General features: G+C 55.8%; 21 protein-coding genes and 2 pseudogenes. 9 read left to right on the top strand and 14 right to left on the bottom strand.

All coding sequences use genetic code 11. The features are described 5' to 3' along the window. The coding region (locus RH858_RS16330; RefSeq protein WP_310562456.1) for a hypothetical protein at positions 1 to 602 on the top strand (602 nt) is incomplete at its 5' end. Between the two features lie 30 nt (positions 603 to 632). Here RH858_RS16330 and RH858_RS16325 read toward each other — a convergent pair. The 4 genes from RH858_RS16325 to RH858_RS16310 all read right to left on the bottom strand — a co-directional run bounded on the left by RH858_RS16325 (position 633) and on the right by RH858_RS16310 (position 6,172). After that, positions 633 to 1,814: a hypothetical protein gene (locus RH858_RS16325; RefSeq protein WP_310562455.1), complete on the bottom strand. Its 1,182-nt coding sequence runs from the start codon at positions 1,812 to 1,814 to the stop codon at positions 633 to 635. Between the two features lie 41 nt (positions 1,815 to 1,855). Then, a complete protein-coding gene (locus RH858_RS16320; RefSeq protein ID WP_310562454.1) occupies positions 1,856 to 3,160 on the bottom strand; it encodes a hypothetical protein in 1,305 nt (434 codons plus the stop codon). 1,375 nt (positions 3,161 to 4,535) lie between these two features. Next, a complete protein-coding gene (locus RH858_RS16315) occupies positions 4,536 to 5,342 on the bottom strand; it encodes a nucleotidyl transferase AbiEii/AbiGii toxin family protein (protein ID WP_310562453.1) in 807 nt (268 codons plus the stop codon). Further along, positions 5,339 to 6,172, bottom strand: coding sequence for a type IV toxin-antitoxin system AbiEi family antitoxin (locus RH858_RS16310; RefSeq protein ID WP_310562452.1), 834 nt, complete (start codon positions 6,170 to 6,172; stop codon positions 5,339 to 5,341). The genes RH858_RS16315 and RH858_RS16310 overlap by 4 nt, the downstream gene beginning before the upstream one ends. Positions 6,173 to 6,335: 163 nt before the next feature. Between RH858_RS16310 and RH858_RS16305 the strand changes: the two genes are divergently transcribed. Together RH858_RS16305 and RH858_RS16300 are read left to right on the top strand one after the other, a co-directional pair. Beyond that, a complete protein-coding gene (locus tag RH858_RS16305) occupies positions 6,336 to 7,046 on the top strand; it encodes a DUF429 domain-containing protein (RefSeq protein WP_310562451.1) in 711 nt (236 codons plus the stop codon). A gap of 165 nt (positions 7,047 to 7,211) precedes the next feature. Then, positions 7,212 to 7,688 (top strand): hypothetical protein, encoded by a 477-nt coding sequence (locus tag RH858_RS16300; RefSeq protein WP_310562450.1) that lies wholly within the window; start codon positions 7,212 to 7,214, stop codon positions 7,686 to 7,688. A 254-nt stretch (positions 7,689 to 7,942) separates the two neighbouring features. Here the strand turns inward: RH858_RS16300 and RH858_RS16295 are convergent, their stop codons facing one another. Beyond that, a complete protein-coding gene (locus RH858_RS16295; protein ID WP_310562449.1) occupies positions 7,943 to 8,800 on the bottom strand; it encodes an IS5 family transposase in 858 nt (285 codons plus the stop codon). Between the two features lie 87 nt (positions 8,801 to 8,887). Between RH858_RS16295 and RH858_RS16290 the strand changes: the two genes are divergently transcribed. Then, positions 8,888 to 9,574 carry a uracil-DNA glycosylase family protein gene (locus RH858_RS16290; protein WP_310562448.1) on the top strand — a complete coding sequence of 229 codons (687 nt, stop codon included), beginning with the start codon at positions 8,888 to 8,890 and terminating at the stop codon, positions 9,572 to 9,574. 18 nt (positions 9,575 to 9,592) lie between these two features. Here RH858_RS16290 and RH858_RS16285 read toward each other — a convergent pair whose 3' ends face one another. Further along, positions 9,593 to 10,543 carry a hypothetical protein gene (locus RH858_RS16285; RefSeq protein WP_310562447.1) on the bottom strand — a complete coding sequence of 317 codons (951 nt, stop codon included), beginning with the start codon at positions 10,541 to 10,543 and terminating at the stop codon, positions 9,593 to 9,595. A 468-nt stretch (positions 10,544 to 11,011) separates the two neighbouring features. Further along, positions 11,012 to 11,755, bottom strand: coding sequence for a hypothetical protein (locus RH858_RS16280; protein ID WP_310562446.1), 744 nt, complete (start codon positions 11,753 to 11,755; stop codon positions 11,012 to 11,014). Positions 11,756 to 12,338: 583 nt separating this feature from the next. Between RH858_RS16280 and RH858_RS16275 the strand changes: the two genes are divergently transcribed. From RH858_RS16275 to RH858_RS16255, 5 genes are all read left to right on the top strand, one after another. Beyond that, positions 12,339 to 12,731 (top strand): hydrogenase maturation nickel metallochaperone HypA, encoded by a 393-nt coding sequence (locus RH858_RS16275; protein WP_256288287.1) that lies wholly within the window; start codon positions 12,339 to 12,341, stop codon positions 12,729 to 12,731. A gap of 1 nt (position 12,732) precedes the next feature. Continuing rightward, positions 12,733 to 13,047 carry a hypothetical protein gene (locus RH858_RS16270; protein ID WP_310562445.1) on the top strand — a complete coding sequence of 105 codons (315 nt, stop codon included), beginning with the start codon at positions 12,733 to 12,735 and terminating at the stop codon, positions 13,045 to 13,047. Positions 13,048 to 13,185: 138 nt separating this feature from the next. Continuing rightward, a complete protein-coding gene (locus tag RH858_RS16265; RefSeq protein ID WP_310562444.1) occupies positions 13,186 to 14,115 on the top strand; it encodes a hypothetical protein in 930 nt (309 codons plus the stop codon). 185 nt (positions 14,116 to 14,300) lie between these two features. Further along, complete coding sequence (locus RH858_RS16260; protein WP_310562443.1) at positions 14,301 to 14,918, top strand: tyrosine-type recombinase/integrase; 618 nt, start codon at positions 14,301 to 14,303, stop codon at positions 14,916 to 14,918. Positions 14,919 to 15,019: 101 nt separating this feature from the next. Next, positions 15,020 to 16,102 carry a hypothetical protein gene (locus tag RH858_RS16255; protein WP_310562442.1) on the top strand — a complete coding sequence of 361 codons (1,083 nt, stop codon included), beginning with the start codon at positions 15,020 to 15,022 and terminating at the stop codon, positions 16,100 to 16,102. 41 nt (positions 16,103 to 16,143) lie between these two features. On the opposite strand, the gene RH858_RS16250 is transcribed toward RH858_RS16255, so the two are convergent. The 7 genes and pseudogenes from RH858_RS16250 to RH858_RS16220 all read right to left on the bottom strand — a co-directional run bounded on the left by RH858_RS16250 (position 16,144) and on the right by RH858_RS16220 (position 22,377). Beyond that, a complete protein-coding gene (locus RH858_RS16250; RefSeq protein ID WP_310562441.1) occupies positions 16,144 to 17,493 on the bottom strand; it encodes a PD-(D/E)XK nuclease family protein in 1,350 nt (449 codons plus the stop codon). 111 nt (positions 17,494 to 17,604) lie between these two features. Beyond that, positions 17,605 to 18,339, bottom strand: a complete 735-nt coding sequence (locus tag RH858_RS16245; protein ID WP_310562457.1) for a hypothetical protein — start codon at positions 18,337 to 18,339, stop codon at positions 17,605 to 17,607. Positions 18,340 to 18,375: 36 nt separating this feature from the next. Beyond that, positions 18,376 to 18,660 (bottom strand): annotated as a pseudogene (locus RH858_RS16240) (HNH endonuclease signature motif containing protein); the annotation flags it as partial. Between the two features lie 180 nt (positions 18,661 to 18,840). Continuing rightward, positions 18,841 to 19,503: a hypothetical protein gene (locus RH858_RS16235; protein ID WP_310562440.1), complete on the bottom strand. Its 663-nt coding sequence runs from the start codon at positions 19,501 to 19,503 to the stop codon at positions 18,841 to 18,843. Further along, entirely contained in the window at positions 19,503 to 20,474 is a 972-nt protein-coding gene (locus RH858_RS16230) for a hypothetical protein (RefSeq protein ID WP_310562439.1), read from the bottom strand. Before RH858_RS16230 ends, RH858_RS16235 begins: the two co-directional genes overlap by 1 nt. Before the next feature lie 63 nt (positions 20,475 to 20,537). Then, complete coding sequence (locus RH858_RS16225) at positions 20,538 to 21,440, bottom strand: hypothetical protein (protein WP_310562438.1); 903 nt, start codon at positions 21,438 to 21,440, stop codon at positions 20,538 to 20,540. Beyond that, positions 21,437 to 22,377: pseudogene (locus tag RH858_RS16220) on the bottom strand (hypothetical protein). The gene RH858_RS16225 and the pseudogene RH858_RS16220 overlap by 4 nt, the downstream one beginning before the upstream one ends. Between the last annotated feature and the right edge of the window lie 566 nt (positions 22,378 to 22,943).

The following is a 22,943-nucleotide window of genomic DNA, read 5'->3' as shown; positions in this document are numbered from 1 at the left end:
CAAAATTCGAGGCTATCGATTCGGATGCAGTATTCGAAGTTCTGGAAGAACATTTTGATGAAGAGGAGTATCGGATTGTAAATCTCAAGGAGAGCGTCAAGACATTTCACGGGCGTGGGGCGGATCTCTTCGTGGAGACAGGGGAGACGATCCCGACGTTGACCGATGATCGAGACTATCGGGACGACCAGTGGTCAAAGGACAATACCTATCGAATCAGGATATGGCCAGCCAACGATCTGTGGGTCGAGGTCGTAGATGCCGATAATGGAGAACAGGTAGCTGACTATTGGCCGAACAGTCTTCTCGAAGACATCCGGAACGAAGAGAAGGACGACCACGACCGAGAGCGTGGTCCGACCTCTGTACCAGGTGTCCACGCACCCATAGGGTCACTAGGATTGGATAACGCACCTGTTGTGCACACTCACATCGACTGTACCCACTTAGAACAGCTTGAGAACACGCAATTCAATCCAGCGGGTGAGACACCTCCCAAAGTACCTGCCGGTGAATTCGGTAAGTTACCGCTTCGGTGGTGTTCTACATGCCGACATCGGGAACCCACGCCTGATGAGCTCCGTCAACAGTATGGATCATGATCCGCGTGTCCTCCTCAGCAGAACTAGCGGTTAGTCGTGATTGAAACCGGAGTTGGGATCGTCGTCGGCGTTCCGGAACTCGTCCTCAAAGCGTTCGCGTTCCTCAGCGTCGTCCGGAAGGTCGTAATGGAGCTTCTGGACTCGCGGTGAGACATCGCACCGCTGTTCAATTCCCTCTGCTGAGACGCCCCTGTTCTTCTGATCGGTAATATACCCGCTCCGGATATGGTGCGGGGCTCGACTACTGGGACACTTGAAGGCTGAGTTATTCTTCTGCGCTGCTTCGCAGTCCTCGGGATCGCGGCCGTGAGGACAGTCTAAACCGACCATGCACGGTCGCGTCCACTTGTAGGCGATCTTCTGTAGCGTCGATGGACTCATTCTCCCGTCACCTTTCGTGAGCAACGGTTCTCTTCCCTCCTCATCAGTTTCGGGCGGTCGCTGATTAATGAGATAGTCCTGAATGATCTCTGGAACATCACCGTAGAGGGTTATCTCCCGTTCGCTACTCTCGTCGTTCTTGAGCGGTGTCGTTTCGTCGGTTTCGTACGTGAGAACCCGCTCTTCGTAGTCGAAGTCAGGAACATCACGTCCGATCAATCCCCGCTTCCGGGGACCAGACTCGCACATCAACTCCATCGAGACATGCTCGATATCGGCGTACTCGTATTTCCGAAGGTAGTTCAGCGCTGCTTTCGCTATCTCCGGGTCGAGTTTTTTCTCGTCGACGCCCTCGCCACCGGCATAGTCTATTTCCGGGATTTCGACGCACTTCTCGAAGCGAACCGGAGCCATACGATGTTCGATCAGATACCGAATGAACTCGCGGAAGAGGTACATATCGTCGCTAAGCGTCGTGTCCGCTAATGGTTCGTCCCGAGGCAAAGACTCGTACTTCCGCCATTTATCGTATTGCTCAACGTCCTCACTCGTGAGTTCCTCGGTCGATTCGATGAGCGCCTCGTCTTCAAGGTACGTCTGGAGGTAGTCTAGTTTCCGCCTGTACTGTCCTGTTGATTCAACCTCCTCCAATTTCTTTTCACGGAACTCATCCAAGACCGCCTCCATGGGGCGGGACTTCAGCGATAACTCGGGAAACGAGTCCGCCATGTGGTCCACGACAGTGGACGCAATTTGTTCGAGTAATTCCTCTGGCGGATCACCCGAGAGGTGTTGTTTGAGGAACTCTACGTCGTCGAGATGGTCGGGCATTGATTGGGGTTGTTAGTTTGGAGTTTCGTGGCGGGCGCGTCTCACTCGAAATCGGCAAGTGAGCTGTCGAAGTCAGTGCGCGTGCTGTACTGTGTGTGGGCGTCGTCCGGCAGGATTCGACGGATGTGCTGCCTGAAGAGGATGCGTCTGTACCGTCTCCGTTTCTCAGGAGTGAGGTAGAAGTCCCGGACGGCTTTGGCATCGTTAGCGCCCTGCTCCTCGGCGATTTCACCCGCGGTTTCCAACAAGTCCGACTCTGCATCCGCCAAGATGTTGTAGTAGAAGGCTCGGCCGTGCTTCGGAGTACCCGCTTTACCGTCGACTTTCACGCCAGCTTTCCGGCACAAGTCTTTGAACCGCCGACGCATCTGTTTAGCGCTCAAGAACGACCGATCTGCTGCATCACTCGGGAAGAGGTACCCATTCCAGTTTGGTCGCTGTGCACGTTCGTCGAGCAAGTTAGCGAGTGCATCGAGGCCGAACATGAGGGAGACTTGACCCTGTCCGTTCTTTCGGTCAGGTTCCTCGAACTCGATGTATGAATCGTGAACGTCGAGCGTGATCTGGTCTACATGGACGGCGGGGAGTTCCTTCGTGCGAACACCCCAGACGCAGTACCCAATTACCAGCATTCGCTCTTCGTCCGTCTCGGCGACGACCCACAATCTCCGAATCTGGTCAGGCGTCAGGGGTGTCGAATCAGACTGCCAGTCCCACCGGAACTCATCCTCGATGTTCTCCATCGGATCGTAGGCAATGCGGTCGGATCGGTCGAGCCACTCGAAGAATCGATGTGCAGCGCGCACGTGATGATGAGTCGAATCGTCCGAGGTCAGCTCCTCTCGGAGGCTCTTAACGACCTCCTTGAAGGATTCGTAGACATCGGTCTTACGTCCGGGGTCGTTTGCAATGGCGAGGATTCTGTCATCGTCGTATTCGTCTGCGAACCGACGGAGAACCTCGTTGATCCGCGCACGCTGTGTCCGCGTCGTGGAGGGCCTCCAACCACGACACTCGATGCGATCATCGAGGTATGCGTTAGCTCGTTCGATGGTGGCGACGTCGTCGATGCTCCATTCGTACTCTTCCGTTCCGCCTGCTGAGGTGAGTAGAATGAAGAATTCGGGCGTTCCCATATCGTGTTTTTCACGGAGTACCCACCGGAGGTGCGAGTAGCCATTGTCACTCAGCCACCGCACCGCCGGGTAATCCCGTGGTGATTGTGGGTGATCCGTCCTCCATTCTTCGAGGAGTTCTTCCCCGATTTCCTGAAGGGTGGCCAGATCGTGGCTCCAGTTACGATACCCCTCTGGTTCGTTTGAGTGGTCCCCTGAGCTGTTCGCCATATCTCCCCATTACGGTGGTAGTAAAATAGCACTTACCAGAATACAAATACGTTCTCGATGAGGATTTGTAGACGATGAAAATTTGTATCGCCGGTGCATTTTTAACATTAGTCCAAGACAGCAGCGGTCGCACACACAGTCCTCACAAACCTCTCAGCCGCTCCTACTAACAGCCCAAACGATTATCTTCCAATTATGTCATAATTACACACGGCTGTGTTGAACTCTATGTCACACCCGATCTTCGCTCAGTAGCTCAACCGCGTCCCGTCGTCCGGGTTCAGGGAAAATCCCAAACAACTGTGTGTAATCCCGTGCGTGCATCCTACTCCCGTCCTGCATTTTCCACATCTTTCATATCATGAGATAGTATGATAAGAATTCATATATGTTGTAGGGTGGAGGGGACTCACCGTACTGATGAGACGCCGATTCAACATCAATCTCACCGCCAGTTAATCCAGGACGAAGGCATCCAGTGCTTAAGTTCAGACTGAATTGGCGTGATCGTTGTACGTTCCGACTACGTCCGAAGTTTCGCCCGACCTTGCTTCGGTACCACCATCCGGGATTCGGTGGTGACTCACATTCGGGAGTGCTCCACGATCATACTCCCCACCAGGGTAGACAGAGACACAAGTACTCTCTAACGGAGGGTGTTGGGCGGCGTACAACGGTTTCAGTACGAGTCTGTCCTGCGTGAGTCTCTCGTAGAGGGAGTCAGGTAGGTCCGTTATGATGGTCACCCTCGCACCACTCACATCGCCCGATTCCAAATCCTCGTTACTGACACCGGAGAGTGCAGAGGCTCCCCTCAATTCCAGGGACGGTCTATTTATCGTGTTATTTGCGAGGACTGCCTTCTCATCTTCTTCGTGGTAGTACCACGCAACCTTTGCGCTTCGAACAGTTTCCCATCGCGGACTCCTGAATCCGACCTCACGCACAAGTCGTGCCGGAAGCTGAAACTGGTTTCCACCAATCACGGGACACCGAACTTCGGACGGGAACCCTTCGCCAAACGATTCATCTTTCGTTGTCTTTGCCATCGGTCTAAACCCGTTAAATGGAACTCGTGAATAAGAACCCTTGCCACCCGCGAACGAACCAACCTCAAGCTAGAAAGGCTGAAATCCGGAAAACAGCGGTATCAGTACGCATCTCGCCGAATTCGGTAGAACTTCCCTCTGGAGCGATTGTCCGAGTACTGACGGTGACGACCGCAATGAAATCTTTGGAACCAGTAGACAGCCTCCGTTTTTGCAATAACCCTGCTCCGATATCACAGCAGGATATCGTATCGAAGACAGCACCATCTCCAGTACTACAGAGACTTGCTAAGTCCTCGCTTTCAGGTTGTCGCCCACCGCCAGGACTAGGGTTGCTGTTCGTCAACTAGCGAATCGACGTAGTCTTCGAGTGTGTCATAAACTCGGCCGAACTCGGGGAGGTCTGCAACCAAATCAGGAAGCGTATTCTGCCAGCCGTCACGAATTTCATCCTGTTTCTCTCCGGGAAGTCCATCTCGGAGGTCGATGTTCAGACCATCGTGATCACACTTCCGCGTGAATGCCGGAAGAATAACCGAGTCATCAACGTCAGCCTCTGTAATCATTTGATAGAGGTCGTAGTAGTCACGCGCCTGCGACCGCTGATAGAGCGCTCGCAACTTCTCCGCGAAGATCTCCTCCAGGCTGTACGCGGTCAACTCGAATTCTGGGACATCTCCGTAGCTGTGGCGATGGCTTACCGACTCGAACGCCACGTATTCGTCGATCATCACGTCCAGACTCGTTGTGTTCTTGTGACCGAGCACAGCGCTGTACTGGATATCGATATCGACGTAGTGCGTCGGATACGCTTCTTTCTGCAGTTCGCGGTGTTTGGTCACCTCGAAGTCGATACCGGAGGCTCTGGTCGCGTCGTCCAATGTGCTTTGCAACTCCGCTTCGCTCCCGTGGTACTGACCCTCGACACCGAAATCAAGGTCTTCCGAGTAGCGCCACGTCTCCGGGAAGTACAACTTGCTGAGCGCAGTTCCGCCTTTGAACAACAGGTTGTCACCGTAGTGACTCGTGTAGATTGCCCAGAGGATCCACGAATTGACGTAGTTCTTCTCCGCGTAGCCGAGGCGTACATCTAACTCTCTGGCCTGCCGTCGAAGTTGCGCTTCAGAAATCATGAGAACTCATCCGGAAGGAACGATTCGGGGGCGACGTTCAGACGGAGTTGATACTTGCTGTCGCGGGTCCCCTTCGCTTCTCTCGTCGGATCAAGCAGTGGGTATCCTGTTGTGAAGTTCTCGACGAGATCCTCGTACTCTGGCAGGGAGATATCCAACTGGTCGGCGAGATACACGAGTCGTTTCGTTGCGGCACCGTTCCCGACTCGCCGCAGGTACTCGACGACTCGATCCCACGAACATTGCGTGTCGACAGCGTTCTGCATCGCCTTCGCAAGCTCGCTGATACCCCCGCAGAACTCCGGGTGATCGGCGCAATCGACCAGCGTCTTTTCGATACTCGATATGTTCACCTGGTTCGACCCGACCGCAGTTGGTTGATAGCCGAAGAACTTCTGCTCAGTGACGGTCACGGGTCGATACGTGACCCCGTGGATTTCACGCTCTTGGGCGCGCTCTGTCGTCACGATGTACACCGTTCGAGACAGCTGCTCCGTCAGCCCGTGATGGTTGAGCGCGCTCCAATACCCGATGTACATCGGCTCCACAAGTGCAGACGCGATCACGAACTCGTGTTCGGTATACACGGCGTTCTCACCCGCAGCGAGCGGCAGAATCAGATACTTCCCGTGGGCGATCCGCTCAAGCCAGCCTTTCTCCTTCAGGGCATACGCCATGTCCTTGGCCGACTTCCGTGGAATGTCAAGGACGTCCGCGATGTCGCTGATGGTGATGACCTGGTGATTCTCGCTTGCGAGTCGTGACAGTGCCTGCGACTCACGCGTCGACAGGCTCTTCCGTTGAGACTCTTCCTCGTTTGTTGGCTCCATAGCCGCTCAACGTACATAGACTCTAAATCCCCGTCATGGATAAAGGTACCCGTTGATATTTAGTTCGGTGAAAGTTTCCTCTGTAACCGCTCAGCGCACACAGAATCTAAACAAGACCCTTAGAGTAACTGGAAACTAAGTGTAGCTGGTGTTTTTCCTCCCTATGGATTCACACGTCGGCGTGGACTGGGCAAGCGGAACATGGGTTGTCGTCGAGGCGACTACAGAGACAACCGACGTCGGGGCAGAACCCTCGTTGCTGAACGTCTGGCACGAGTATGGAGATCGAGCAAACGAAATTCTAGTGGACATCCCAGTCCACCTCGAAGGTGAGGAAGATCGAGAGTGTGACCAGGAAGCAAAGGACTTCCTCAGACCTCGTGGCAGTACCGTCTTCTGGACACCGAACACTGAGGCGGTGACAGCTGAGGACTACGAGGAAGCAGTAGCGAAGAACACTCGTGGATTGGGAAGCCACAGCTGGGGACTCATCCCGCGTATCCGAGAAGTGAACGCACTGTTGGATGAAGTCGAGGCTGCACGTGAGACGGTCTACGAGAGCCATCCAGAAGTCTGCTTCAAAGCGTATCACGGCGACGAGCTCCCCTCGAAGAAAACCAATGCGGGTTTCCAAGCCCGGAAAGACTGTCTCATCAAGAACGGCGGCGAATCCTTCCAACCAGTACTAGACCTTGTTGACCAGCGGCAAACAAACAGCAGCTGGCACCACCGCATCCAGTCTGGCCGCGTCGACGACGTCCTCGACGCCGCCATCCTCGCGCTAACAGCACGCGAATCTACAGGCGACTACTCGGTCCTCCCAGATAATGCCGACCCCACCTGCGACCCCTCCATTGTCTATCCAGGCACCTGACCCGTTACCGACGGAGCACGCTCTTCTCCAAGAAACCCACCACTCTGATTCCGTTGAAGCCCTCAAACCTGCTAGGAGTGTTGTGCTGAAGCTAGAGAACGTATTCAGTAGGCAATCCCAGAGCAGAGGACGCACTCTTACTAATGCCCCCTCAATTGAGCGAGTATGAGCACAGGCACGTTGTCGCTGTTGGACTCCCTTCGGGAGGAAAGTTCGTTCCTTCCCCCGATTATGTTTGGGTATCTTTACACGAAGCATAGCTCGCTTCCAATATGTGGCGCGGTTACCGGTGTCCCGTTCGTTGAGAAATTGGCACCCGGATCGGGTTGGTTGCTGGGCTTGACCGTAGCGTCTCTTCTGACTGGTGCCAGTGTTTATACGATTGCTATGACAGAGATATCGGCCTCTAGTATTCGAGGGTCTTCAGGACAAATATTTGGCAGATTCTTAGACATAATTGTGATTTCTGACTGGGTGTTTACTTTCCTTGCACCACTCTTCTTAGCGGCACGGGTCTGCCATGGGAATCTGGTCGTGAACTCGTTGCTATTCATTTGGATGGCGATCTTCTTAACCACTGTTTGGTCGTACCTCCTCTACGTCTTCACAGATGTAGAGGGCTTCAAAGGATTCTCAAGGTGAGTTTTGATTTTGATAGATGCACGCCCTGTCTGAAGCATTATCTCGACAAACCATCGGCTTTCGAGAGGTTCCATAGGGCCGTTTCTACCATTCCCACCTTCGTCTGAAAAACTAAGTTCAGGGTTGCTCAAGGGCACTGCATAATGAATTCAGAGTTTGTAGAGCACATCGAACACCCCGAGTCACGCTATCTCCAAGAGGCTCAGAAGAACGCTTACGACCGCGTTCGCAAGCGTTTGAACGAACGGCCGTGTTTAATCGCATGACGGGATCGGAATTTCCTGTTTTGCGGCCTTCTTGATGTTGTAAACCGCACACATCAGCGCAATCTCACGAAATTCTCGGTACCAGGTTCGCGCTCGCAGGGCGACGCCCAGCGAGCGCTTGACAGAAGAGAAGACGGTTTCTGACATCGCTCGTTGGCCGTAGAGCTCGTCATCAATCCGCGCGTTGTGCGCGTGATCGTACGGTGCATGGACGCAGTGCTTGATCAACGGTCGAATGTCGAGTTCTCGGAGGTCTTCTCGAAGCCAGTTACAGTCATAGCCCTTGTCCGCCGTGAGGACGCGCAACTCGCCCGCGTGCTTGCGGGCGAGTTGCTCACAGATCTCTGCATCACTCCCTTCCCACGTCGTAGTACAGTGCAAATCAAGAATCGCTTGCGTGTCTGTATCGACGAGTTTCGTCACTTTCATCGTCTGAACGCGGTAGTTTGTCCGTCGACAGTAGTGGCGGCTTGCACGGGAGCGGTCGAAGTACGTTGCGTCGATCGCGCCGATCTCACCGGTCTCGTGCAGCTGCGCTGAATAGCGCAGCAGCACTCGGCACACACGCATTTCGAGCCTATCGAACGCTAGACATAGCGTGGATGGATGAGGGAGATCGGCCGGTTCAAGGCCGATCTCCCGGGTTATTCGTGGCATCTCCGTCAGAATGTCGATGGTCATCCGATAGGATGTTCCAAGGTAGATTCGCAAGCAGTGAAGCGGAATCATCGCATAATCAGCGAATCCGCCGCCACCTTCTGGGGCGGCGGATTCGTCCGTATCGTCAGCAACTCTTTTAGCGATCCAGACACAGCGTTCGGTGAAGCGGAAGATTTGGGTTGGCACACTTCCCAATCTTCCGCTTCAACATCGTGATTCTAACGACTGAACTCGATGCCGTCTAGCGATTAAACAGAGCCGTTCGAACACCATATGGCCGATGTTCCCGAACAGGTTCTCGAAAAACTCACCTATGCCTACTACCACGACTGGGAGCAGAACGACCCATCCTACGTCTTCTTACTAGCTGACCCTGGAGTCCCAGGAGAACACGTCGTCTTTGAGGCGAACGCTTACGCTGGTCTCGACACCGACGATTATCGAGAAAAGGTACACGTTGACCAGCGATTTGGCGCTCGATGGTTGGCGAAGAAACGCTACACGGACTTCACTTCTGAGTTCATCCAGCAGTGCCAAGAACACGGGTTAGTTGATGTCGACACGGCTTGGTGGCAGTATCTGCTCTCTGGATCCTTCTTCGAGGAGTTCTACATGACGGATGTCGTGAAGTACCGAGAAAACAGTCCCTCCAAAGCCGCCCTTGATGCCTCAGTCCGCCTTGGTCTGATCCGCGAATTAGAATACATCGACCCTGACTTGATCTTCACCTTCGGTAGCCGCGCATGGGACGCCGTCCGGACACACCTCCAAGCAGAGCCAGTCAGCGACATCGATGATCCGTCCTCAATCACTGAAGTCCACGGGAAACTCCACCGAGCAACACGAGAACACGACGTCGAAATCCTTCCCTGCGGGCATATGAGTCCTCAGTTCCGTGGCGCACAGATCAGCCACGAAGAGTATATGGGGCGTATCGCGTCCGGTATCGAGAAAAGCTAGACCGTCACAAAATCGAATTTACCCGTCATAAGAGGTCATCCGGTCCAACATCCGCCGATGGTAGTCGCTAGACAGTGTCTCTAAAACTTTCTCTATTGCGACGACATTAATCCCCTCTCTGGATTCACCACCACGTACAAAGTAGTATGCATCAGCACCGCGGGAAGTATGGTTTCGCAGATCATTGACCACATCCGAATCGATACTGGACTTGTTCTTTACCTCACCTACAATAGGCGTCCCATCTGCCTCTCCCAGAATATCGAACCCTTGATTCGTCCCAGTAGCGCCACCCGTCTGCATTAGCGGGAAGAATTCTGACCGAACGACTCGAAGATACTCTTCGCAGAGCAATTCAGTCTGGTCTCCAGTATACGACCCAGGTTCCATCTCAGGAAGCGTCTCTCCAAGGTACAACGATTGAACCTGCGGGGAGAACGTTTCCCAAGGAGAGAAGGTATTCGGTGTCTCGTATTCGTTCAACCGATACCGATCTCCTTCGATGATTCGTGTCTCCTCTCCTAAGGGGACTACTTTGTAGAGATAATCAGCATCCGACTCACCGAACGCACTCTCAGCGGTGTCCTCTTGCCCAATCGGGAACACCTCATAGCTGCCATCTCCAGAAGCGAACGCGTACATCGGCGTTGTATCAGGCTCAATCACTCCGATTTTTCGCTGCGCAGATGTGATTTTTCGCTCCTGAGTCGTCGCATCATCTGGAATCGAGATCTTCGATGCCAGACGTAACGAGCACAGGAAGGCATTAGACGATTCAGCGGCCTTACGCATCTGATCAAGCTGCCAGGCCCCTCCATCCTCGTACTGGTCACTATCGAAACTCGCTCTCTCCTCGTAGTGTCCAACGACCCAACCTCTATCGTAAAAATCAACCAGGCGCTCAGAGCCGCCACTACAAGCCAGACAAGCACATCTCGCTTCCATCTCCGAAACAGATTGGGAAACCATAGACAATCATTCAAGTCAACCTAGAAAGTATCTTTGGAACAACAAACTACCGTAGAAGCCAGCCAGTAACTGGCGGCCCTCTTCAGGACTACACTCGGCCACCACCCACCACAATAAAAATCCAATCACTCGGACTTTGATTCCACCTCTCGCCACTGTTCTTTCTGGTTGTCAGACGCGGCACGTTCGACAATTACAGGTTCTCCTTCCCCAGGCACTAACCGGAGTTCTCCATCCTGAATAACGACATCGACTACATCGGTTTCGACAGGATCAATACCTAATCGGAGAATATCAGGACCAGTAATGTGAATACTGCACCCAAGAGGAGTGCCATCACGATGTCGTGTAATTCGTGCCGACCGAACAACTTCCGCTTCAGTTCCATCGTCAGACATTCAACCCCTCATTCGAGGGATACTGACAACAATTAACCGATAGAGAGGATTGCCAGGCTGTTCAAACGTCCTATTCAGAGGCATGGCCAGGCCACGTGTGGCCAGGTCGTTGCGTGTCACGCTCGTTTCGGTGCCGGAATTCCGCCTGTCGGAGGTCTTGTCGCTCTAGATCCTTTTCGAAGAACTCAGCCGCACTCAGATTCTCCTTGATGCTTCTCGATAGCCGCCGCATCGTTCGCTTGTCCAGCTCAACGGATTCAGCGAGCTGTTTGAAATCCTTTGTCTCCGAAATTCGCTGAGCATCCGTCTTCTGCAGATGTGCGAAGCGATTGTAGTTGACGATGACCCGGATGACTGTTAACGCCACTTTCTCGATCCGTTTGTTCTGTCCAAAGTCGTCGAGATTCAACAAGAGCATCGCCCGTACTGCCTCATCTCGCTGGAACTGAGTGACATCAAGCCGGGAGCAGTATGCTTGTGTGATGCGTTTCTTGTCGAGCCGAGCAAGTCGCGCGCTCAGCGTCCCATCTGACGGATGCCGTCCTTCGTTGTGTTCAGCGAGACGGTCTGCCGGTGTTCGGAACCGAGAAAACTTAGAGTGGCTGTATCGCTCTGACGCATTCCCAATAGAGGTCTCCCCGACAGGTTCGTACCCGACAGCATAGGATTCCACATCGACCCCCCATGCCGGCGGCAGCTCTCCGTCCCCTTCGTCCTCGTGTATGGGCCCTGCGCGATAATCTAACCGGGCACCCGTAGTGATCTCCCGGATAGCATCGTCAATAGTAGCAGTTTCCCACACCGATTGACTCATCGATTAACCCTGTACCGGAAGCGGTCTTTAATGCAGCGCTGCTGAACAGTCCGGAGGGCGACAGGATCCAGAATCAGGGGGGTGCCTGCTTAATTTTGGTTTAAGTATGGTCCTGCGACAATACTGTTATTGAGGGGTTCCCGGCTGAGGTGGCTCGGAGAGCCAGCGAGGGTATGCCGATTTTCCGGCCTCTATTCGAGGCCTTCCCCGATACCCTCTACCTGCCTTATGGCAGGTCACGAAGATTGGCTCGACTTCGTCAGCTATGGGTTACCTTTGGCGCTCGCCCGCGAAGGATTACACGAAGGGGCTTCGGGCCCTTTGACCCTACGTGGAGCGACGTCAGGAGATGACTCCGTGGATTGCCAAGGGTATTCAACGTTCTGAGCAGCAGCCTTGCTTCGGTTACCATCCCGCCGAAGTGAACTTGAGCTCAGAGCATCGTCACCGAACGTAGCGTGTAGCTTGCCGGTCCGGTATTCCCCTCACCCGACGGCGAGATAGCGATTCTCAGAGACCGTTCGTACGACTGAGCACACTTCGGCAGGGCCAGAACCGTCCTGCCGACCAGAGGATTCTACCAATGAACACGAAAACCACCAGCGACCAGCATCAGCGTCCAGTTGTGTCGTCCCACGCAGCAGACGAGTACGGCAACCGGTTCGACAACGGAGACATCCCCCTCGCAACAGCGTGGGAACGCGGTGTACGAGTCGAAGCACCGGACAAAGATTACCACGAGGCTCGACTCCACCCGCTGATGGACCTCCTGATGACCTGCAAGAACGGCGTCATCACCACCGTGATGTACGCCAGTAAGACACGGGTTTACGCTCCAGGAAAAGTCCGGTGTCAGGGGTGTGGTCATCCCCACGAACCGCTTCGAACAAACGAGACCTGTCCGTGGTGTGGTTCGACCGCCGAGGCAGGCCGGAGCACCGGAGCGATCAGCATCACTCGAAAAGGAGGTGACTGAGATGGCGCAAAAGCAGGGACTCGCTGATCTCGCAGATCTCTCAGGGTCAGGAGACAATGTCCTGGTCAAAGCTCAGGTCACTTGTGAGCAAGACCTGAACAGCCATCGGCCCTACCAGAAAGGGCTCCTCTGGGACAAGTCGATGAACTACGGAGACATCCGGGCCTTCGTTGTCTACGACCCTGACGTTCGACTGGAACCTGGAAAGGTCTACATCCTGAACGGCAAAGACCACTACTACGACCCCCGAGACGAAGTCCAGCTCATGCTCCACGATGGAGCCTATGTGAAGGAGCTCTACGACACCAACTCGTGAGCCCCCGACCCCTATTTTTTATCCCCTCTGGTATACTCAGTCGTCGATTGGATTTGCGGGTTTCATTATTGCCCTACATTGAGAGTCCTATTACGGGGTCTCTGGATTTATGTAATGACTCTCCAATACAGATGATAGATGCCAGGATTCCACAAGCACAAGGGCGCAGACTCCTATTATTTCGTCCCGAAGCGACACGGTGACTTCCACACCTACCAACTGGAACCCGAAGCACGAGACATGGTTCTTGCGACCGGGAACGAAGATGGAGATATCGTCTCGTGGGATATTTTCTACACGTTGAACGACCTCGGCCTCCTCTACTTCAAGAACAGCGATGCCGACCCCCGGGACACGGCACCAGACCCATCGGCTGTCGATTTCGATATAGTGAGCGAACTTTCAGTTGAGAAGCGATGTGCGTTCGTAGAACGCGTACTGACCCATTACGAGCTCCACGAAGTGGATTCAAACGCATTCCATCGAGTCGTCGTTTCCCTCAGTGAAGCATCCTCCAACCAACTGGATTCCGTCCTTGACAAAATCCTCGATCACACCCCTGCTTCCGCCGAATGCATTACTCCGCTAATGTTCTTTGTTGAAGAAGATCTGCCCGACGAGTTCGATTCCGTTGCATTAGCGGTCGTTCTTCACTACGCGTACGTTGTTGTACGCCAAGACGACAATGCATCAACTATCGTCGATCTCTACGACGGTGAATCTTTCTGCGAGACTGAAGACTACATCTATTATCTCGTTAGTGCTGATCTCTGGGATACTGAAGACGACGTTCACCGCCTCGATATCACGCTCCCAGAGACCTACCAAGAAGGGTTCAAAATTGGTGAGGTAGATGAAGATGCTTTCCTGTCCCTCTGCGAGAGTGTACTTTCAGCCTCACTGCGTGTGGTTCTGGGCGAAAAAGAGTCTCGTATCGGTCGAACTGTGATTGAAGGATTATCCGAGGTTGACGATACGTCCCTATTCGTTGCGCCCAAGGAGAGCGTTAGTGGCACTGATGAGGATACTCTTTCGGAGATAGTAGCTTCATTCGACGAATCGATGTGAGTAGTGCTTCAGGATTATCCCTTGTCCGTGGACTCTGATTTACCCAAGAATATCTAGAACATCGCTTCTAGGAACTGCATCAGTCTCCAGATCCCAGGCTGATTAATGAACTTTGGAGTCTACTTGTGGACTCCAAAGTTCAAGTGGTTTGGGCACAGTACTGTTTATAAAGAGGGTTTGTCAGAATGGGCGAGTACGCAAATTCCCAAGTTCGGGCGAAAGTGTGGGTGACACCCGATCAAGTCGAATCACTCCGGTCGGCATGTTACGCGACTGGTGCCGAGTATCTCCAACAGCGCAATGAAGCAATTGTCACGACGATGTACGATACTGGGCTTCGAATAGGTGAACTCGTCCAGATTGATGTCGAACTACTCCGGAACAACAACTCGGAACTCTACCTCCCCACGGAACTGCAGAAGGACTACCCGAACCAAAACTCGCCACCGCCGGTGACCCTCGAACTCGCCGACGATACGACACGGCTGCTCTCAGCGTATCTCACCAACCGATGGAAAGACACGCCAGCCCTCTTCCCATCAAGATCTTCGGAGCGCATCAGCGAACAAGGCGTGAGGAACATGCTTCACAAGATCGCTGAGGAGGCTGGGATTCGACCCTACAAACTTGATGGAAGTAGGGGAGATCCAAGCGACGTCACACCTCACGCGCTACGGCACGGCGTTGCTTATCGAATGATGAACGAAGAAGACGGAAACACGTTGTACGATGTCCGCAATCGACTCCGTCATCGTAGTATTCAGACGACTGAACGTGTCTACGACCATCTACTCAAAGTCTAAGCCTTGTCGTTTCGGCCGACAAAGGCAAATGAAATTCGTGGCAAGACTATTCCTATCGTTTCAGCCGAAGAATAATCACAGTAAGAGTTCACGGTCGAGATATGACTGACTACCCCTCTGAGTCATCACTGCTCGTGAATGCGACTCAACAGCATTTAGCCAAGGGTGACTTCGACGCTGGGGTCGCTATCGTTCCCACACAGCACGAAGAAGCCACGGGTGGCTACGATGTCGAATTCAGTACAGCGTCCCGCCTCGAACTCCAGTACAAGGCTGTCTACAGCGAAATCGATGATCGCACCTTCGATCCCGGACACCCGCAAAGAGCAGTAAAATTCCCGTTCAACGGCCAACAGGCCAAGACACTACTCGGCCGTACTCCACTTCCTGGACTCGCATTCTATGCACTCCCAGTCGTCACTGACCTTTCCGGGCTCGGAGACGTCTTAGGCTCGACCGTGTTCGTCGACGTCGAAGCCCTCGCCACACTCCCAAAGCGTCAACAGAACTTACACGAGTACACTGCGTTCTGGGTGCCGACAAACGGGCCCTCCCCTACGTTCTCAGCGGTCTACCTCAAAGACAAGACCCAGCCGCGCTACTCGCAACCTGGAGCGTACCACCGTATCGAGCCCCGGTTCCTCTATACGTGGCCGGAGATCAAAGCTCTCACACGCGCAACTATCGCTGGAGTCTCGCTCCGAACGCATAGTCGTCCAGACCCTGCGCAGGGGTATCAGCAACTGCTTGACTACGAGAGTCAATTACTGGAATCCCGTTTTCCTGACGAGTTGATCGATAGGCGACCTTCGTTTGAGGCTGATGACTGGGATACCTTCGAAGCGGTCGTTAGCGAGGTCGAAGAGCGAAGTCGGGAAGTGCGTCACACGATTACCCAAGAACGTCCGACATGGGACTCCCTCACCTCGACTCAATACGAGGTGCTGCAATCTCACGAGTACCTGCTTGACCCTGACCAAGTGGACGCGAATCGACGCGCTTCCATCCGCGCGGCACTACTGACGTACCCTGATCACGAGGACGTAGAAGACCACGAAGAGCCGTCACCCGTGATCGACTACACTGGTCTGGATCCACGACAGGGTTCACGCTACCGGCAGTACCGGTACTTAGCATGGGGCGACGAAGCTGACTCTCTCCCCGTTCAAATTGGATTCCCATAGGACCCACTGTCACAACAACGACTGATCGAATCACTCACGGCTCACACCGTCACGTCTTCCGCCACTGTCGTTTCATACAGGCGGTCAATAATTCCGACCAGCTCAGAGTTTTCGAGGGCTATCTCCCGGACAGCTTCTGCTAAAGCTTCGACGTACGCGTCGAAGAAGTCCGCGTGGGCATCGACGTTGATGTCGTACTCAGCACGGAGGAGATTCGACTTGTTCCCCGTAATCGTGAAATTTGTCTCTTCAATCGCCTCCGCGATCTCCGTGTTAGCGTCACTGAATCGCGCTGCGAAGTTATTGTAGAAGCTATCGTGGCCTGACGGTGCATTTCGAAGAGAGACGATCAAGGTGTGATCGCGGACTGCCTCCGTCCGATGCCGGTCAAGCCGGTGAACCAGCCCAACCCTCGCATTCGGTTTGGTCGCATCTGAAACTGGGCGATTCTCATCTAGCTTCGTCCACCACTCCCGAGGGAACAGCCACGACCAATCTGACTTCCCCTGACGGAACGTCCACTGCCGACGGTCACCCGACTCCATCTGCACCCGAACCGCAGCGTACTCCTCCGGCGCATCTGCATCCTCAATAAGTTCAGCCCCCGCTAGTGTCTGCGATAGCCGCCTTCCCCACGTCGCTTCGAACTCCGACCATTCCTCCTCAAACGCCGCCTCCAACTCTGAGATCACACCGTAGTTCTCGACGTACAATTCCACCTTCTCTTGCTGATTCTCTTGATAATCCGTCATAGTGAGTTCACTCCGAATCGTGTCGACAAAGTCTCTCAACTGCGCCGTGGTTCGCGCCGGGTACTCATCGTAGCTCTCAATCAAGAACGACTGTAGCTCTGCCGCCAGCCACTCCCACGAGATATGCACAAATTCTTCAGCGGCTGGGGATGACGCGGATTCCGGGGCCAAGAACACGTAGTGCTGGCCGTCGGATGGGACCCCGGACTTGTCAAGCCCGATCCCGTCGAACGAATCGACGGCGACGTACCGTTCCGTCTGGTCCTGCCCTTCTGACGCGTGAACTTTCAATTCCCAGCAGATGAACCACTCATCGGATGCCCACAGAACGACATCGGGAATCCCGTCCGACGTGGATACCTCTTGAGCTATCTGGATGTCGTCGATGTCGAATCGAGAAAATGCGTACTCCAGATCGTCTCGATCAGACAACGCCGCCAAAACGTGTTCTAACACGGCGTGTTCGAGACCATGCGGCGCGCCTGGCATCAGGAAATGAACAAGAAACTGCTGCCAGTCACGCTCCTGCGTGCTTCGGCCAAGCACCTGCAGCGTAGTTGGCGGGGGTTCCTCCGCCTCCGGAAGCGCAGCAAGTTGCTGCCGTATCATCGCTAATTCTGCCTCGATACTTCGAGTCATACGCTACAGTCACCCACCGTGAAAATCAAAGTGACGCCACCATCACCTCTATCGCGCATCTAGGACAATCCACTGCGACCGATACCGAATCATTACCCGCCAATTCGTCAGTTAGAGCGCTGAATTAGCCTCTTGCAACGAATCGATTGCTTGCTGCAGATGCCTCCGCAACTCATCACTGAGGCCATCGTCGTCTGCTGATCGCCCGTTCCGCAGGTCACCATCATGCACGCCCGGCTCATCTGTGTTCGACTCAGGCGTTCCCCAAGTTTCAATCCGCCCGAGAGATCCATCCTCTTGATCGGCGACATCGTCGAGCCGTTGCTGCTGGTCCGACTCGTTCTTCGTGGCCTGCGTATCCCGCTTTGGTCGAGAACCATCAGTCGGTCTCCCGCCCCGACTGAACGCGTCAAGCGGAAAGTCATACGCGTACGCTCGTTTCACCTTGTTGAACGTCGAGCGGCGCGAGATTCCGAGAACATCCATCACAGCACGCCGATCACACCCGCGGTCGAGCGCACGTCGGACCTGCTCGTCCTCCATCCGCTGCAACAGTAGCTGCTGATCGTCGGGGATGTGTCCACGAGCGGAATTCTCGATTTGGTCGACGAGACCCCACTCACCGGTCTCGACATCCTTATCGACGATCTGTCGGTCACGCGACTCAACACGGTTATCCAGGCCCATGAGCACCCAGAGTCGCTCCCGGACCGCCGACACCGACAAGTCCGCCGTCATCCCAGATGCGATGTCACCGGTCCGCGTCGGTCCATGTGTCGCTAAGTACTGTAACACCTCAACGTCCTGTGGGAGGAGGACGCTCCGATCCGCTTCCGTAATCGTCACCGGCGAGTCACCCGGCGTCGCCTGTTGATGCAGCCAACTGTGGCACGGCCGACACAGCAACGTCAAGTTCTCCATATCGTGCTCGTCCATTCCGTCCGGATCGCGTTCGATATGGTGGACGTGCAGGGTCGCCAACCCGCCTTTCTCCGGGCCGCGCCGCCCACACGACTGGCACCGATGCTTGTACTCCGCCAAGACATCCTGCCGCGTGTCCGGATCAACTGTCTCATGACACTCACAGTGCCCCGGCCGATCAGCCCCACTACTGTCCGTTCGTTCACTGCTCGATTCACCATGTCGTCGTGGCTCAGTCTCTGCCATGCGTCGTACTCACGTTGATTGATTACTCGTCGTCGATCCAGGTGTGGAGTGGTGTATCGCTTCAATCCGCAGTTTTTCAGGTAACTTTGCTACCGGAACCAAGGTCAACCCAGTTCCCGCGAAGATCTGAGCCTCCTCAGCAGCTCTCCCGATCTTGGGACGAGATGAGTCGGAGTCACGTCACACCTCTCTGGTCGGGGTAAGCGACTTCACTTGGAACTCCGACTTGCTACAGTACCGTTCAGCGACGCGACCAAGCTCTCGCGTTCGCAGCACGTCCGCAACATTGTGCTGTACTAACTCCGCGAACCAGCCGTTCCCGAACGCGGCAACGGCAGCATCACTCCCATCGAACGGATCTAAGTCACGGTACTCACCATCGCACAACAGGTTGTATGCGCTGCCCAGATCTTGCCTGTCGTCGCCGTCCACGGTCGTATTGAATCTATTACTGACCAGCGGCATCACGTCCGCGTACGGGATGTCCACGAACGGCCACGGCAGGTCGAGTTTCGCGTACCGCGTGCGGAGGAACGGGACGTCGAACCCGCCGTTCCACCGCTCACCGTTGTACGCGACTAGTAACACGTCCGAGCCGCTGAGTCGCTCCTCAACGAACCCCGTCACGGCCGCGAGCAACTCCTGCTCGGACATGTACGTCGAGACATCCACGTGCACCGGCACCTGCTCTTGCACCGACGCTTGAACGCCTCGCGCCGGGCGATCTCCGGTCTGCAGGAACACCTGTACGCCCATCGGCACCGCGAACCCAAGCACCGTCGCCTCGTCGTCGACGCCGAACCCAGTCGTCTCGATATCGAACGCCACCTGCTCCAACACCACTACACTTCACCCCCGGCTCGCGCAGCGCGACGCTCGGGAACACGGTCCTCGCCCGGCGGGCGGACACGGAACTCGCCGAACCCGAACCGAGAATGCGTCCCAACCCGCAGCACGCCATTCAGCGCCGTCGCCACCGGGTCATCACCAGCATACGCGACGACCTGCCCGTGGTCCACCACCCTCACCGCGTACGACTCCGACCCATCAACGAGCCGCGTCTCCCGGCGACGCAACCCGCCCGTCGAACCAGGAGGATTCACGTCCATGTCGACACGCCACCACCACGGGATGTCTTGAGCGTCGCCACTCGGATGCTCAGTATCGAGCACGTACGGCGTCACGAGTTCGATCTGACACGCCTCACCGTCCTCCTGCACTGCCTCCAGTCGAGAGAAATCCAGCGCATCCAGTTCAACGACTTGCGTGTCGACGAGCGACAACTCGCCAAACCCGTAGTTCCGCGCACCGCCGACCTGCAGTTCGTCAAGCACATCCTCATCAACCGGGACCACACCATCGTCACCCGGCCCAGTGTGCAGGTAGCACTGGACGTACCACGACACCGACCGCTTCGACTTATGCGTGTGCGACGGCCGTCCGAACCAACACGTCGGCGCGAACGCCACTCGATTACCGTGCATCTGAATGTCGAACACGTTATGCGCATCTCGCGGCCGTGAGTCCAGCAACCACCGCTGCGCCGCATCCCGATACACGAACAAGTCCGCGTACCGCTCGACCTCAGGCAGCGACTGCCCGAGCTTCCCCGCATACCCGTCTTGCGACGCTTCGTCCGGGTACTCACCGTATTCACCGGGCACGAACACACCGTGACTCACCTGGAGCGCCCGGCGCGTCTCCGCATCGACACGACGCGCCAACGCGTTGAACAATGCGTTCCCAGTGGCGAAATACGGGTTCCCCAAGTACTGCTCGTCGAGTTCGAACAGCACCTGCTGGATTCGCGTCACGCCACCACCCCCTCATTTCCACTGCGAGGAGCACAGGCATCTCGGCCCGCACGCATAGAACGGTCACGCGCCACGCGACTCACCTCCAGTCGCGCCGCCAGTCCCATCACTGGCCGCTGGTCCGAGCGCGGCGACGTACTCCTCGATGTACTGCAGCGCCACCGACCACGACCGGATCCGTCGCAGCTGCGCATCTAACACCCGCCACCGCCGCTCCCGATTCACGTCGAATGGGAGTTCTTGGAGGCGCGCCCACACCTCCGCGAATGACCGCGTCGGTACGTCACCAAGCCGCGCAGCCGGCCGCCCATCCGGATCACTCGTCACGTGCAGATCGAATCCCGGCAGCGACAGCACCGTCCGATGCGGAATAACGTCGGCGTCGTCGCCGCGGCTCACTGCGAGGAACAGGTCATCGAACGCTGCCCCCGCCCGGTAATTGTCCAGCAACGCCGCCGTCAGCAGCGTGTGGTACTTCAAACTCGTGTATGGGTAGTACGGCGATTCCGAGAACAACGCCGGCACCGCCGCATCCAGCCACGCCGCGTGCAGCTCCTCTGGGTCCTCGATGCTGATCACGTCGTACAGCGCCAGGCCGATGTCCCCAACCGGCTCAATCGGCTCTCCACTGTTCCCAGTCAGTAGCGACACGCGCAGCCACGACTCGTGATTATCCACCGTCTGCTCCGGCGAACCTCGCGGCCGACTCAACACCGCCGCATCCCCATCCGCACCCAACGGCACATCCTGATTCACCGAGAGTCCACGAAACATCTCCGCAGCGTCCTCGTGCGACCGCATCCGCGCTTTATGCACATCGTGCCGATACACCGCGACCATCGGGTCCACTCCCTTCTCGTCGCCCTCTGACCCGGACGATGCTTCACCAGCGCCGTCCTCTTTCGCTACGGAGGGGCGGATCGACTCCGACGGCGGCTGCAGTGACTCGTCACCTTGGTCGGTCACGCCGACTCACCCCCGCTGACCGCATCCGGCGCTTCGAGGTCGCTGTCTCGTTTAGCGAGTCGCGCCTGCAACGCCCGCACGAATGCCGGCCGACACTCAGACGCCCACACCTCGTCTTTCCGGTCCATCTCACTCGTCCTGCCTTCGAACGGTTGAACACGCGCTTCACCTCCGACTCAGAGTACAACGGATTGACCACCCACGGGTCCGCGATCCCGGCCCCGAAGTTCCGCGCTCCGCCGATCTGGAACGCGAACTCATCACTGTGCGCATCCAGGAACGATACCGCTTCCAGCAGGAGCCCGACGAACTCCGGCTTCACCTCTCGGAGTGTGAGCTTCCACGTTCCCTCAACATTCCCGAGTAGATCCCGGTCCGACTGGCGAAGCGTTTGCCCACCGTCAGCTTCGTTCCGCGACCGGAGCTGGTTACTCACCCGCCGGTAATGCGCCTCCGCATCACCATCCAGCACGTCCACATGCGTCCGAATCGGCGAGAACGACACCGGCCGACGCAGCAACTTCCCCGGCTGATCACCGAACCCACCGAACAGGTCGTACACCACGCACCCGTCATCGTGCTCCTCAGTACAGCTGCCCTTCTCGTGATATCCCGAATCGAGATCACGCTCGTACACGTCCCCACGCCGGTAATTCCCATCCGGCTCCCCCGGATGACACGCCGTCGCACCAGCAATCTGCAGTACCTCCTCGCAGCCGTGCCGCAGCCACCCCGACAGCGTGAACGGTGAAATCTGTCCCTCAATCTGATTCATCGGATCCTCCGGCTCGTACCGATCCGCCGACGCATGATGCCGATCCGTCACCACACCATCCCCCGGCGCAAGCAGATCGATTTCAAGGCCGACATACACGTCCGAGAACAGCAGATCATCCTCCGCAACCGACAGATCAGCGAACTCGAAGCCGTCTACCATCGTTACGCCACCTCCGCCTGGCGAAGCACCGCCCGACGCTCCAACGCCGACTCAGCAACCGGGCACTCAGTCACGTCTTCAACCGTCACACTCGGAACACCAACCGCCGCTGTCGTCTCACGCGGCGACAAGCTCTCGACAGCAGGTTCAAGCACCACCGGCCATTCGCGCTGGTACGCCTGATCAATACACCGCCCAACACGACCTGACACAACCGCTTCACAAACGCCCAGCGTCGCCATCGACTCAAGGGATAGCGGATGGTCTACACAGCGCACCTGCCCGGCCACCCACACCGAATGCGGACACGGCCGTAACACGTACGCAACCACCCGCTCACCCGCCCGCAAACGCTCCCCACAGACCTGACAAAGTTGTTTTATTTGTTTTATATCTTCAACTAGGTCTCTGTCGACACGCTCTTGATTCGTCGTTGCGATTTCTTTCATGGGTTCTCTCATATTCCGCGGGAACCCGGTCCGAGTGTCCCTAGCACTCGGGCGTTTTCGCGATCCCTACGCCCCTTGGGCCCGGGGTTCCACACCATCTCCTATGCTGTGTAATGG

Origin of the sequence: Halalkaliarchaeum sp. AArc-GB, from assembly GCF_031432225.1 — an archaeon.
Taxonomy (GTDB): Archaea; Halobacteriota; Halobacteria; order Halobacteriales; family Haloferacaceae; genus Halalkaliarchaeum.
This window is presented reverse-complemented; position numbering and strand designations above follow the sequence as displayed.

Bases quoted from the DNA above. Each gene is read 5' to 3' on its own strand.
- RH858_RS16325 (WP_310562455.1), bottom strand. From the start codon at position 1,814: ATGCCCGACCATCTCGACGACGTAGAGTTCCTCAAACAACACCTCTCG.
- RH858_RS16320 (WP_310562454.1), bottom strand. From the start codon at position 3,160: ATGGCGAACAGCTCAGGGGACCACTCAAACGAACCAGAGGGGTATCGT.
- RH858_RS16315 (WP_310562453.1), bottom strand. From the start codon at position 5,342: ATGATTTCTGAAGCGCAACTTCGACGGCAGGCCAGAGAGTTAGATGTA.
- RH858_RS16310 (WP_310562452.1), bottom strand. From the start codon at position 6,172: ATGGAGCCAACAAACGAGGAAGAGTCTCAACGGAAGAGCCTGTCGACG.
- RH858_RS16305 (WP_310562451.1), top strand. From the start codon at position 6,336: ATGGATTCACACGTCGGCGTGGACTGGGCAAGCGGAACATGGGTTGTC.
- RH858_RS16300 (WP_310562450.1), top strand. From the start codon at position 7,212: ATGAGCACAGGCACGTTGTCGCTGTTGGACTCCCTTCGGGAGGAAAGT.
- RH858_RS16290 (WP_310562448.1), top strand. From the start codon at position 8,888: ATGGCCGATGTTCCCGAACAGGTTCTCGAAAAACTCACCTATGCCTAC.
- RH858_RS16285 (WP_310562447.1), bottom strand. From the start codon at position 10,543: ATGGTTTCCCAATCTGTTTCGGAGATGGAAGCGAGATGTGCTTGTCTG.
- RH858_RS16280 (WP_310562446.1), bottom strand. From the start codon at position 11,755: ATGAGTCAATCGGTGTGGGAAACTGCTACTATTGACGATGCTATCCGG.
- RH858_RS16275 (WP_256288287.1), top strand. From the start codon at position 12,339: ATGAACACGAAAACCACCAGCGACCAGCATCAGCGTCCAGTTGTGTCG.
- RH858_RS16270 (WP_310562445.1), top strand. From the start codon at position 12,733: ATGGCGCAAAAGCAGGGACTCGCTGATCTCGCAGATCTCTCAGGGTCA.
- RH858_RS16265 (WP_310562444.1), top strand. From the start codon at position 13,186: ATGCCAGGATTCCACAAGCACAAGGGCGCAGACTCCTATTATTTCGTC.
- RH858_RS16260 (WP_310562443.1), top strand. From the start codon at position 14,301: ATGGGCGAGTACGCAAATTCCCAAGTTCGGGCGAAAGTGTGGGTGACA.
- RH858_RS16255 (WP_310562442.1), top strand. From the start codon at position 15,020: ATGACTGACTACCCCTCTGAGTCATCACTGCTCGTGAATGCGACTCAA.
- RH858_RS16250 (WP_310562441.1), bottom strand. From the start codon at position 17,493: ATGACTCGAAGTATCGAGGCAGAATTAGCGATGATACGGCAGCAACTT.